At 66.2% G+C, this 12,126-nt stretch carries 13 protein-coding genes and 1 pseudogene; 12 read left to right on the top strand and 2 right to left on the bottom strand.

The window, feature by feature from the left end; translation table 11 throughout:
• The first annotated feature begins 5 nt into the window (after positions 1-5).
• From J1M43_RS09000 to J1M43_RS09030, 7 genes are all read left to right on the top strand, one after another.
• The gene (locus J1M43_RS09000) at positions 6-1,682 is read left to right on the top strand and encodes a DUF885 domain-containing protein (protein ID WP_033107046.1); all 1,677 of its coding nucleotides are present in this window, start codon (positions 6-8) and stop codon (positions 1,680-1,682) included.
• A 7-nt stretch (positions 1,683-1,689) separates the two neighbouring features.
• Positions 1,690-2,715, top strand: a complete 1,026-nt coding sequence (locus J1M43_RS09005) for an LLM class flavin-dependent oxidoreductase (protein ID WP_033107045.1) — start codon at positions 1,690-1,692, stop codon at positions 2,713-2,715.
• Complete coding sequence (locus J1M43_RS09010) at positions 2,712-4,064, top strand: MFS transporter (protein WP_033107044.1); 1,353 nt, start codon at positions 2,712-2,714, stop codon at positions 4,062-4,064. Before J1M43_RS09005 ends, J1M43_RS09010 begins: the two co-directional genes overlap by 4 nt.
• A 35-nt stretch (positions 4,065-4,099) precedes the next feature.
• On the top strand, positions 4,100-4,855 hold the full coding sequence (locus J1M43_RS09015; protein WP_234000221.1) for an SGNH/GDSL hydrolase family protein: 756 nt from the start codon (positions 4,100-4,102) through the stop codon (positions 4,853-4,855).
• Complete coding sequence (locus J1M43_RS09020; protein ID WP_234000220.1) at positions 4,852-5,469, top strand: YitT family protein; 618 nt, start codon at positions 4,852-4,854, stop codon at positions 5,467-5,469. Before J1M43_RS09015 ends, J1M43_RS09020 begins: the two co-directional genes overlap by 4 nt.
• A complete protein-coding gene (locus tag J1M43_RS09025; RefSeq protein WP_033107042.1) occupies positions 5,466-6,212 on the top strand; it encodes an SUMF1/EgtB/PvdO family nonheme iron enzyme in 747 nt (248 codons plus the stop codon). Before J1M43_RS09020 ends, J1M43_RS09025 begins: the two co-directional genes overlap by 4 nt.
• Before the next feature lie 104 nt (positions 6,213-6,316).
• Positions 6,317-6,517 carry a DUF6458 family protein gene (locus J1M43_RS09030; protein ID WP_033107041.1) on the top strand — a complete coding sequence of 67 codons (201 nt, stop codon included), beginning with the start codon at positions 6,317-6,319 and terminating at the stop codon, positions 6,515-6,517.
• Between the two features lie 26 nt (positions 6,518-6,543).
• Here the strand turns inward: J1M43_RS09030 and J1M43_RS09035 are convergent, their stop codons facing one another.
• Positions 6,544-7,794, bottom strand: a complete 1,251-nt coding sequence (locus J1M43_RS09035) for a nitrate/nitrite transporter (RefSeq protein WP_206477359.1) — start codon at positions 7,792-7,794, stop codon at positions 6,544-6,546.
• Positions 7,795-7,937: 143 nt separating this feature from the next.
• Here J1M43_RS09035 and J1M43_RS09040 point away from each other — a divergent pair, with 143 nt between their 5' ends.
• The 4 genes from J1M43_RS09040 to J1M43_RS09055 all read left to right on the top strand — a co-directional run bounded on the left by J1M43_RS09040 (position 7,938) and on the right by J1M43_RS09055 (position 10,985).
• Complete coding sequence (locus J1M43_RS09040) at positions 7,938-8,249, top strand: hypothetical protein (RefSeq protein WP_206476504.1); 312 nt, start codon at positions 7,938-7,940, stop codon at positions 8,247-8,249.
• An 86-nt stretch (positions 8,250-8,335) separates the two neighbouring features.
• On the top strand, positions 8,336-8,584 hold the full coding sequence (locus J1M43_RS17165) for a GNAT family N-acetyltransferase (protein ID WP_084595854.1): 249 nt from the start codon (positions 8,336-8,338) through the stop codon (positions 8,582-8,584).
• Positions 8,585-8,969: 385 nt separating this feature from the next.
• Entirely contained in the window at positions 8,970-9,401 is a 432-nt protein-coding gene (locus J1M43_RS09050; RefSeq protein WP_033107039.1) for a DUF6153 family protein, read from the top strand.
• Positions 9,402-9,938: 537 nt separating this feature from the next.
• Positions 9,939-10,985, top strand: coding sequence for a prolipoprotein diacylglyceryl transferase (locus J1M43_RS09055; protein WP_206476505.1), 1,047 nt, complete (start codon positions 9,939-9,941; stop codon positions 10,983-10,985).
• 521 nt (positions 10,986-11,506) lie between these two features.
• Here the strand turns inward: J1M43_RS09055 and J1M43_RS16730 are convergent.
• Positions 11,507-11,623: pseudogene (locus tag J1M43_RS16730) on the bottom strand (heavy metal transporter); the annotation flags it as partial.
• 68 nt (positions 11,624-11,691) lie between these two features.
• Between J1M43_RS16730 and J1M43_RS09060 the strand changes: the two are divergent.
• Positions 11,692-12,075: a hypothetical protein gene (locus tag J1M43_RS09060; protein WP_206476506.1), complete on the top strand. Its 384-nt coding sequence runs from the start codon at positions 11,692-11,694 to the stop codon at positions 12,073-12,075.
• The last annotated feature ends 51 nt before the right edge of the window (positions 12,076-12,126 follow it).

Genomic DNA, 12,126 nt, shown 5'->3' on the forward strand with positions numbered 1-12,126 from the left:
AAGCAATGACGACTACCCCTCGCACACCCTCAGCGATCGACAAGGTCGCAGAAGAATGGGTCGACACCACCGTAGAGCTCGTACCAACCGTCGGCACGTACATCGGGCGCAACGACGCCAACGACCGCTACGGCGACCTCAGCCCTGACGGGCAGCAGCAATACGCGAGCGAGGCGCGCAAGACGCTCAGCGCGCTCGAGGAGCTGGTCCCGGCCGATGCCGTCGACGAGGTCACGAAGGCCGACCTCAGCAGCGAGCTGAAGCTCGATCTCGAATTCCACGATGCACGGTGGCATCTTCGCGATCTGAATGTGATCGCTTCGGCGGCTCAGGACATCCGCCAGGTCTACGACCTCATGCCCACGTCGACGGCCGATGACTGGTCGATCATCGTGAAGCGTCTGGCCGCAGTCCCGCACGCGCTGCGCGGCTACACCGCGACACTGCGCGAGGGCATCGCAGAAGGCGTCGTGCCCGCTCGGCGGCAAGTGGTCGAGGTCGCAGACCAGATCGTGCGGTACACCGCAGACGACGGTTTCTTCGCCGCGTTCGTGGCCGGTGCGACGCCGGACGAGGGCGAGCTTCCGGCATCCCTCGCCCGCGAACTCGCCGACAGCGCATCGGCGGCACGGGTCGCCTACGACGAGCTGAGGAGCTTCCTCAACGGCACCCTCGCGCCAGCCGCGAGTGAGGTGGATGCTGTGGGTCGCGAGCTGTACGCGCTCAACTCCCGCCGGTTCCTCGGCGCCGAGATCGACCTCGATGAGACCTATGAGTGGGGTCGGGAAGAACTCGCCCGCATGGTGGCCGAGCAGACCGCGATCGCGAACGAGATCCTCCCCGGCTCGACCGTAGAAGAGGCCGTGGCGCACCTGGAGGCCGACCCCTCGCGCAAGCTGCACGGCACCGAAGCGCTGCAGCGCTGGATGCAGGAGACCAGCGACCGCGCGGTCGCCGAGCTCGGCGCGACCCATTTCGACATCCCCGAGCAGATCCGCACGCTGGAGTGCATGATCGCGCCCACGCAAGAGGGCGGCATCTACTACACCGGCCCGACGGACGATTTCTCCCGTCCAGGGCGCATGTGGTGGTCGGTGCCGGAGGGCGTCACGGAGTTCGACACCTGGCGCGAGCTCACCACCGTCTACCACGAGGGCATTCCCGGCCACCATCTCCAGATCGGGCAGGCGGTCTACAACAGGGCAGAACTGAACTCCTGGCGCCGGCTGCTCGCCGGTACGTCAGGACACGCAGAGGGCTGGGCGCTCTACGCCGAACGGCTCATGCAGCAGTTGGGCTACCTCGACGATCCTGCCGACCGGCTGGGCATGCTCGACGGGCAGCGCATGCGCGCAGCCCGGGTCGTCCTCGACATCGGCGTGCACCTGGGAAAGCCTCGTCTTGATGGCACCGGCACATGGGATGCCGACTACGCACTCGACTTCATGCGGCGCAACGTCAACATGTCGGACGAGTTCGTGCAGTTCGAGGTCAACCGGTATCTCGGCTGGCCCGGACAGGCTCCGTCGTACAAGGTGGGACAGCGCATCTGGGAGCAGGTGCGAGACGCTTACCGCGTGCAGCAGGGCGACGCGTTCGACATCAAGCAGTTCCACAAGCGCGCTCTCGACCTCGGCGGTGTCGGGCTCGACACGCTTCGCACGGCCCTCGTGAACAGGTAGGCAGCAGATGGTTCTCGAGTTCGGCCTGGACACGTTCGGCGACATCACCCGCGATCCCGACGGAGAGTTGTTGACGGCGGCCCAGACGATCCGCAACATCGTCGAACAGGCTGAACTCGCCGACCGGGTGGGCGTCGATTTCTTCGGAGTGGGCGAGCATCACCGCAAGGAGTTCGCCGTCTCCGCGCCGGAGATGGTGCTCGCCGCGATCGCCGCACGTACCGAGCGGATCAGACTCGGCACCGCGGTGACGGTGCTGTCATCCGATGACCCGGTCAGAGTCTACGAACGATTCGCGACGTTGGACGCGCTCTCCAGCGGCCGCGCCGAGGTCGTGCTCGGTCGTGGTTCGTTCACCGAGTCGTTTCCGCTCTTCGGCTTCGACCTGCGCGACTACGAAGCCCTGTTCGAGGAGAAGCTCGAGCTCTTCGTCGAACTCGCCGAGGAGAAGCCGGTCACCTGGTCGGGCACCATGCGCCCGGCGCTCACCGACGCCGATGTGTTCCCGAAGACCGAGAACGGGCTTCGCACGTGGGTGGGCGTCGGCGGGAGTCCGGAATCGGTCGTGCGCGTCGCCAGGCACGGCGTGGGACTCATGCTCGCGATCATCGGCGGCCCAGCAGGGCGTTTCGCGCCGTTCGTCGAGCTGTACCATCGCTCGATCGCCGCGTTCGGCACGACGGAGCATCCGATCGCCGTCCACTCGCCCGGGCACATCGCCGATACCGACGATGAGGCCTGGGACGGCGCGTACTCGGGGTTCGAGGCCATGAACAACACGATCGGCAAGGAGCGCGGCTGGCCCGAGTACAGCCGGGCGCGCTTCCAGAACGACGTGGGGCCCGCCGGGGCGATCTATTCCGGCTCTCCCGAACGCGTCGCCCAGAAGATCGCCGATACCGTGCGCACACTGGGGATCGGCAGATTCGACCTCAAGTACGCCACCGGCACGCTGGGGCATGAGCAGATGATGCGCAGCATCGAGCTGTACGGCACCGAGGTGATCCCCCGTGTCAGAGATCTGCTGAAATGAGCGACCCCGGCATCTCGAGTCGCACCTCGTTGGCAGAGCGTCTCGACGCGCTGCCGTTCACGCGGCGGCACTTCAGAGTCCTGTCAGGATCGGGCGTTGGCTGGGCGCTGGACGCGATGGATGTCGGCCTCATCTCGTTCGTCATCGCCGCTCTCGCTCAGCAGTGGGACCTGTCGAAGGCGGAGACCGGGTGGATCGCCTCCGTCGGGTTCATCGGCATGGCGATCGGCGCCACTCTCGGCGGCCTGCTCGCTGATCGCCTCGGCCGGCGCCAGGTGTTCGCGATCACACTGCTGATCTACGGGGTCGCCACCGGTGCCAGCGCGCTCGTCGGCGGACTGGCGATGCTGCTCGTGCTGCGGTTCTTCGTCGGTCTCGGTCTCGGTGCGGAGCTTCCGGTCGCGTCGACCTACGTCAGCGAGTTCGCGCCGCGCCGCATCAGGGGGCGCCTCATCGTCATCCTCGAGGCGTTCTGGGCCGTCGGCTGGACGGCCGCTGCCCTGATCGGCTACTTCGTGATCCCCACATCCGAATCGGGCTGGCGCTGGGCGTTCGCCCTCGGCGCGGTGCCCGCCGCATACGCGATCATCGTGCGTTGGGGCCTTCCCGAGTCGCCCCGATGGCTGGCGTCACGGGGGAGGATCTCGCAGGCGGAGAGGATCGTGTCGGCGTTCGAGGCGGATGCCGGGATCACGGGCGGCCCGCTCGTCCACAAAGCGGCGACCTCTCGCGCCATCGCCGACGACGCCGCGACACGCCTCGGTACGCTCTGGTATCCCGAGTTCAGGCTGCGCACCCTGTGCATCTGGCTGATCTGGTTCTGCGTGAACTTCGCCTATTACGGCGCGTTCATCTGGATCCCCAGCATCCTCGTCGATGCCGGCTACGATCTCGTCCGTTCCTTCGGGTTCACGCTGCTCATCACACTCGCTCAGCTGCCGGGATACGCCGTGGCCGCGTGGCTCATCGAGGTGTGGGGGCGCCGAACGACGCTGTCGGTGTTCCTCGCCGGATCCGCGGTCTCGGCTGTGCTGTTCGGGACCGCGACGGGCGTCGGGGCGATCATCGCGACGGGAATGGCGCTGTCGTTCTTCAATCTCGGCGCGTGGGGCGCGCTGTACGCCGTGACCCCGGAGATCTATCCGACCTCGCTGCGCGGCACGGGTGCGGGGTGGGCGGCCGGGGTCGGCAGGATCGCGTCCATCGTCGCACCACTGATCGTTCCGGTGCTCTTGGCGACCGGCGGAGTGCCGGTGCTGTTCGCCGTCTTCGCCGGCTTCTTCGTCCTCGCCGCGATCGTGACCTGGGGACTCGTCGATCGAAGAGGCCAGGCACTCGACGATCGGTGAGCCGTCGTGCTCGCGGCCGGGCATAGGCTGGTTCGGTGAGTGATGTGAGGTTCGTGGCCATCGGCGACTCGTTCACCGAGGGCGTCGGCGACGAGTTGCCCGACGGCCGTGTGCGCGGCTGGGCCGATATCGCGGCGCAGGGGTGGGCCGATGCTGCCGGTCATCCGATCCATTACGCGAACCTGGCGGTCCGCGGCAAGCTCGCGTGGCCGATCGTCGAGGAGCAGCTCGAACCCGCCCTGGCGCTGAACCCCACGCATCTGTCCTTCAACGGGGGAGGCAACGACATGCTGCGCCCGCGGACCGATCTGGAGCACATCGCCGACGCGTTCTCACGCGTTCTTCGTCGATGCGATGACCAGGGCGTGACTCTCATCGTGCTGTCCGGCGCGAACCCTGCAGGACAACTGCCGATGGGTTCCATGATCCAGCGCCGCGGAGACGAGCTCTCCGCGGCTGTGATGCGCCGCATCGCGAACCGTGCCGACGTCGTCCGCGCGCTGAACTGGCCCGATCGTGAACTCGCCCGCAGTGCCTACTGGTCGGAAGATCGTCTGCACATGAATTCGGCAGGTCATCACCGCGTCGCGGCCAGGGTCCTGGACGCACTCGGGTATGAACCGCCGGCAGAGTGGTGGGCGCCCAGCGAGTTGCGGGCCGGGGGAGCGGTCGGGCTCGCCTACTACCGGGAGCACGTCGGGCCGTGGGTCAAGCGACGGCTGACGCGCACATCCTCGGGTGATGGCCGCGCCGCCAAGTACGGCGCGTGGGTCGAACGAGCGCCGCAGTGAACGCACTGCGCGGCCGCAGGCTCCCGCGCCGTTGGGTGCAGCTGCTGGTCGGGCTGTTCCTGTACGGCATCGGGATCGCGTTCATGGTGCGCGGGCAGATCGGCGCGGCCGCGTGGGATGTGCTGTCGCAGGGCATCACACGTCACGTGCCGCTGAGCTTCGGAGTGGTGACGATCCTGATCAGCGTCGTCGTGCTGCTGCTGTGGATCCCGCTGCGGCAGAGGCTCGGGATCGGCACGGTGCTGAACGCCCTGCTCGTCGGGCCGGCCGCCGATGTCGGTCTCTGGTTGATCCCGGCGGATCAGCCGTTGTGGCTCCGCATCTGCTTCTTCGTGGTCGGGCTGCTCATCCTCTCCGCTGCGACCGGGCTGTACATCGGCGCTCATTTCGGTCCCGGACCGCGAGACGGCCTGATGACCGGTCTGCACAAGCAGACCGGCTGGCGGATCTGGATCGTGCGAACCGGCATCGAGATCGTCGTCGTCGCAGTCGGCTGGGCGCTCGGTGGCAACGTGGGGCTCGGCACTGTCGCATTCGCGCTGCTCGTCGGGCCGCTGTGCCAGTACTTCATGCGGCTGTTCGCGATCCCGGTTCAGGAGCGTGCCACCACGTGAGCGATCTGGAGATGGCGCGGGTGCCGGGCGGTGTCGTAACGCTGCACGACGCGCGCCGCGACCTCGTGCGCTCTGTGACACTCGATTCGTTCGAGCTGGGCGTGTTCGCCGTCACCGAGGAGCAGATGTCCGAGATCCTCGGAATCGCCGCACAGCATCCTCGCCGTCCGGCGACGGACCTGAGCTGGCTGCGCGCGGTGCGGTTCTGCAACGCGGCTTCTGAGTGGGAAGGTCTTGATCCGGCGTACACGTTCGACGGTGAGGACATCACCTGGCATGTCGACAGCGACGGATACCGGCTTCCCACCGAGGCGGAGTGGGAGCATGCGTGCCGCGCGGGTTCGACGGGTCCGCATTACGGTCTGCTGGCCGACGTCGCGTGGACTGCGGCAGACGGTATGCCGACGCCGCAGGATGTCGGCGGAAAGATGCCGAATCTGAACGGGCTGTTCGATACCTTGGGCAACGTATGGGAGTGGTGCTGGGATCTGCTGGACCCTGCCCGCTACGACGAGTACCGGGTGTTCCGCGGCGGGGGATACGCGGACGACGCATGGAACGTACGTGCCTCCGTGAGGCGAGGCGGAGCGCCGCGCATGCATCATGAGGATGTCGGGATGCGTGTGGCGCGCGGCGGTTTCGATGCCGTTGATGCCGCACAGGGGTGGTCATCGGCCGTCGATCTCGAACGTGCGGCGTCGGATGATGCGCTGCTGGCCGGCTGGACGCCGCGAAAGCGCTGACGAACCTCTTGCCTCGGGTGGAGATTGCTGGCATCGTCAGAACGAACAGCAGTGGTTTGCTCGTCGACGCAGGTGTCGCCACGGGTACCAGGAAAGGACCTCGCATGAGCATCGGCACAGGAATCGTATTGTTCGTCATCGGCGCCATTCTCACGTTCGCGGTGAACGTCGAGGTCGAATGGGCCAACCTCGACCTGATCGGCTACATCCTGATGGGGGCCGGCGCCGTCGTGTTCGTCCTCGGGCTCATCCTGCTTGCTTCTCGTCGTCGCCGGGATGCGCCGACAGACGACACCGTGCTGTAGCCGCGCGAGTCCTCAGGCGCGGCCGGTTATCTTCTCGTCCTTCGTTCCGGGTCCAGCCCGATACGGATGCGGGTGCGCTTGCGCTCTATCAAGATGAATGCGGATCCCACCAGCCAGATCGGTACCTGGGCGAGGAACGCGATGCGGAACGCCTCGAGTGAATACGTCTCCGGCGTGCCGGCGCCCTGCAGATCGAGCGCGAGACCGATGAGGAAGATCGCGATGAGGGCGGAGATGAATCCACCGCCGTTCGTGAGCCCCGTGGCGGTGCTCAGCCGATGTGCGGGGTTGTGCGTCCTCGCGTGGTCGAAGGCGATCATCGACGCGGGACCGCCGGTGGCCAGCGCGACCGCAAGAACGTAGAGGAGCCAGAGCGGGGCGGGTCCGGGGAGCAGCAGGATGACGATCCACGCGATCATCTGGATCCCGACTGCAGGGAGCACGAGTGCGAGTGATCGCCGGTTCGGCATGCGTCCGGAGAGGTTTCCGATGATCGGGCCGAGAAACATTCCGGCAACGACATATGTCGAGATGATCGTGGCTGCTTGTCCCGTCGTGACGCCCTCGCCTGCCGTGAGGAACGGCATTCCCCAAAGCAGGACGAATGCGGTTCCAGCGAACGGAGTGGTGAAGTGCGACCAGAACGCCAACCTGGTTCCGGGGTGCGCCCACGCCGCGCGGATGCCCACGCCGGTGTCGATCGCTGATGTCACGACGCGAACGACGCCGGTATCGGTGTTGACGGTGATGTCGGCGTCGAGCTCTGGTGGTCGATTGCGGATCACGAGCCAGACGAGGATGGCGAAGAGGATGCCGAGACCGGCGATGCTGCCGAAGGTGATCGTCCAGCTCGTGGCGTGCAGCAGAGCGGCGAGCGGGATCAGCGCGACGAGCTGACCGGCCTGCCCGAGGACGCCGGTGAGCTGCACCATCACGGGGCCCCGCTGCGCCGGGAACCAGATCGCGATGAGTCTGAGCACGGCGGGGAACACTGCCGCATCACCTGCGCCGAGCAGGATGCGGGCGACGATCGCGATGCCGATGCTGGGGGAGATCGCGATCGTCAACTGCCCGAAGGCCATCAGGATCATGCCGACCGTGATGATCGGTCGTGCGCCGTACTTGTCGAGGAGCACCCCGATCGGAATCTGCATGCCGCCGTACACCGCGAGCTGCACCACCGCGAACAACGACAGGGTCGAAGCATCCGCCTGGAATCGCTCCGCCGCATCCACACCCACGGCCCCGAGCGATGTGCGGTTAGTGATGGCCAGCATGTACGCCGCGACGCCGACCGACCAGATCAGCCATGCTCTCCATCCGATCGTCGAACCAGGGGAGGAGGAAGCGGTGCGCACGTGCCTCAGTTTACGCGCGGGGTGCCGCGTCGAACTGGACTCGGCGCGTGGTGAAATGGATCATGGCTGAATCCCCCTCCATCGCGATCTTCATCGAGGGCAGTCCCCAACTGCCTCCGCCTCTGCTCAAGGAGTTGTACGGCATCACCGGGCGTTCCACCGTGGAACTGAGTTCGGCCGTGATCGCCGGCAGGAATGTGTACGCCGCCGAGCTCTTCGGCAACGACCACGTCGAGGTCGCTCCGCGGCTGGAGAAGACCGCGGCGTTCTGCGAACGCAACGGCCTGAGCTTCCGCGTGGAAGAAGAGTATGAGGGTGAGACCTCGCGGATCGATGCGGCTGCGATGCGCGGCATCCTGGAAGCGTCGGACTGAGATCGTCGATCGCGATCTTCGGATGTCGGTGACCCGTGCAATCGTCGTCGCATGAGTGAAGTCCAGTCACCGACGGCTCGGAGTCACTGGGTGCCATCTACTGCTGGAAGACGACGTGGCGCGATCAAGACGTGTTCGAAGCAGGGTGGTTCATCGTCCCTGAAGCGCAGGGGAGGGGAGCGGGCTCCGCAGCGGTCAAGCACCTCATCGACGACACGCGAGCTCATGCGCAACGTCGGCGTCTTCTCACAGCATTCCCTGACGAGCACAATGCACCGTCGAACGACTCGAGCCTTTCCGGAGCGTGCCGCCATCTGGCTCGCGTTGTGGACTGAAGCACTGGCACTTGCGGTCCTCGGCAATCCACGACGAGTGCCGCGGTAGTCTGCGGCCGTCAAAACTTCTCGACGCGATCATTCGCTCGCGGACAAGTGGACAGCTTGTCCCCACCGGTCGGTACGGGAGGGTCACGCCGCTTGCTCGCTCGCTCTGCATGTGCGCGCGATCCGGGCGGACGCCCGAAGAGCGGCCTTTGGCGTCGCGTCAACAGAACGGTCGGTGCTCGAATCGTGCCGAGTTCACTCCTGGAACTGCGGTCGTTGTCGTCGCACGAACGTGTCAATGCTCGGTTGGGTGCGCTCGCACGAGGACTTTGCCGCGGAGTGCGGCGGGTGTAGTGTTGCAGCACGTCGAGGCGGCTGAAGGAGACGGCGGGAGACTATGGGCTGGACCGTGAATTGGCCCGGCATGCGTTCTCGGCCGACCGGTAGCGTAGCGATCGTCGGGTTTGCGCTGTTGTTGATCTTCGGTCTGGTCGGGATGCACGCCCTCAGTCAACAAGGAGCTGAGGCGCAGCCGCAGATGTCGGCCGTTTCGGTGGCCGCGCCACAGGTTTCGGATCAGGCCAACGGCCCCGCCGATTCCGACTGCTCGGTGTACGTTTACCCCGGAGCGCGCGATCTCACCGACGTAGGGATGGCGGTCTTGGCCTGTGCGATATTCGTGTTCGCCGGCATCTGGCGCATTCGTGGCCGCGCTCCATTGATGCGGATGCGCGTTGCGCCTGCGAACGCACCCGACACGGCATCTTTCCGCCAACTGCCTCGTGCGATGTCCGTGGATTTGCTCGCGCTGTGCGTGCTTCGGAGATGAATCAGCCGTAGTCCCCCACCGGCAACCGCAGCGGCTCCCACGCCGTGCAGTTGGGGTGAGAACCAGTGCGTGGCCAGGATCGTCCGACCCGCCGGACTCGAAGTGCGTACGTTCTGCACATCACCGCCGCCGTTCGTGCCGACGGAGAGGTCTACGTGACTGGACGCATCGACATCGACGAGTTTGCGACCCGCGGGCCAAACCCGCATTACTGAATTAGGAAGGAAGATCGTGTCCAGTGATGACAAGCGGTCTAAATCGCGTCCCGGGGCATCATTTTTTCGCGCGCCGACACCCTCTGCGCCAACAGCGCATACACCCTCTGCGAAAAAGGCCCCGACACCCTCTGCGAAAAAGGCCCCGACACCCTCTGCGACAACAGCCCCGACACCCTCTGCGACAAAGAGTGGGGTAGCCGGTCAGGTGGCACCGCGGACGAAACCCGACCCCGGTAGGGCCGCCGAGCAGGCTGGCCCGCTGCGGGTTACCGCATTCAATTGCAGCGCGTTGGCCGAGGTGGAGCCGCATGCATTGGGGTTGACGTACGAATTCCGCGCGGCGTCTGACGGCGATCCGTATTCGGTAGCGATCGAGTTCGAGGGTCGCCGCATGGGAGTGAAGCACACACCCGGCACTGGGGATCTCTTCAAGGTTGCGACGACGGTGGAGCGAGTGCTGCCGGGTAGTGGTCGAATTGCGGTCACCACTCGAGTCCCGAACGTGAAAGCGGGCTCGTGGCGGGTTGTGGCACGACCTTCCGCGCACCACATCGGAGTCGATCGCGAGTCCTCCCGCGATGCCCTAGCCGTGCTGCCCCGTCTGCCCGGAGCCTCCGCCGAGGGTTCCACCGGTTGGGCTGCGGTGATCGCCCAGAAGGCCCCCGGCGTGCTGCTCGGCTCCTGGGCGGCTCTCGTCGCTCTGGGCGCGGCGGTTGCGCTGGGCGTCCAAGGGGTGCTGGCTGCTCTTCTCGGCCTGTCTGTGGTCGGGGTCGGGTTGGTGTCGCTGGTGGCAAGCCTGATCGGGCTGGTAGGGGCGAAATTGTACTACCTGGCGGTGTATCCGGCTGCCCGACGACGGGCACTGTCCGGGGGTGGGATGTGCATCCAAGGTTTCGTGCTGGGGGCCGCTGTCGGGTTGATCGTCGGGGCCCTGGTGGCTGGCATCGACTTGGGCTCGCTGCTGGACATCACCGCGCCGGCGCTGATGTTCGGGATGACGATCGGTCGATTCGGGTGTTTGCTCAGCGGATGCTGCGTTGGCCGGCCGACTGCATCGCGTTGGGGTCTGTGGTCGTCGGACCGGAGACTAGGTGTGCGCCGAATCCCCACGCAATTGCTGGAATCCGCGCTGGCAGCAATCATCGGCGGTACGGCGCTGGGCGTGCTGGTCATCGCTGGGCTCTCGGAGTTCCCCGGCACCATTTTCATAGGAGCGTTAGCGGCCTACGTCCTGGGCCGCCAGTTGCTGCTGCCACTTCGTGCCGAGTCCAGCAAGACTCGGTACGGTCGAGTGATCACGCTCGCGACCGCGGCAACCGTTCTGCTGGTCGACGTTGTCGTCGCGATCACTATTTATGTCCGCTGAGCGTTGGCGGTCCGTCAGGACGGTTGCCGCTTGCCAGCGGATGGAACCACCTCGTTGCCACGAGCATGGGGCCACCTGGAGGTATCACTGAGCATGGTGCACTCCGCTCGAGTCGTCAACGCACGTTGACTCATTGAAAAACCGTCGCCGATGTGAACGAAAACACGTCACGCCCGGCACCTCGTCAGGCACCACTCACACGCGACGCGCCATGGCCGGAATCTCGCGCTTTTCAGCAGGAAACCAGCCACTACGTCGGCCGGAAACCCTGCTCAACCGGCCTACAAACAGTCGATCACACACATCCAAGACGGGGTGCGCGTGGCGGAACTGCGCCCCGTTGCTGCGCACCACGATCAAGTGCAGGGCTCTGGTCGTGCGTGTCCATCTCGGTCGTTCCTTTCATCCAAGCCTGCGCGGCGCTGTCGGGGACGGCGCCGCCGGCGAGCCCGAAGGCCCCGCCGAACGCCACCGCTAGCCCACTAGCCCAGCGCCGTAGAGCGCGAGCCTCGCCGGGGCCTTCATCGGGCCCGCGCTGCCGAGTAGCCGGCCTCCTCGACAGCGGCCAGGACCTTCGCTTCATCGATGTCTCCCTCGGCGGTGACGACGAGCCTGCCGGTCCGCGCGCTGACCTCGACGCGGCGGGTGCGTCGCCGACGGACTCACCGTTGGAGGCGGGATACTCTACCGGGGTATGCTCTTGAATGTGGAGACCGTGACCGACGAGCCCTGCCGCCGCCCGCACTGGCTGCAGCTGACAGTCCTCGCGATACTGCTCATCGCCGGCCTCCTCGCAATGCACGCACTGATCAACGGAGCCGCAGCGACGGCAACGATCGCCCCCATGGCCACGATGGGGCACGCATCCCAAACGACGCCTGGCACGTCAGACGATGCGGCCACCACCCCCACATCGACGGCGACCGGACCGCACGGCATGGTCCACCGCTCCGGCGGGTGTGCGGCCGCCATGGGCAGCGGCGTCGGCTCCACCTGCACCCCCGGGCCAACCGATGTGTTTTGTCAAGTGGAAGTCGGCCGTTTGAGCGCGGATTTTCCGGCCACGTGTGCATGGTTTCCGGCCGTGTGAGCGCGGCTGGAATCTGTGGCGTGGGCATGATCAGAACGGGTGCGCGTCGTC

Source organism: Microbacterium sp. KRD172 (genome assembly GCF_017168295.1).
GTDB classification, from domain to species: Bacteria; Actinomycetota; Actinomycetes; order Actinomycetales; family Microbacteriaceae; genus Microbacterium; species Microbacterium profundi.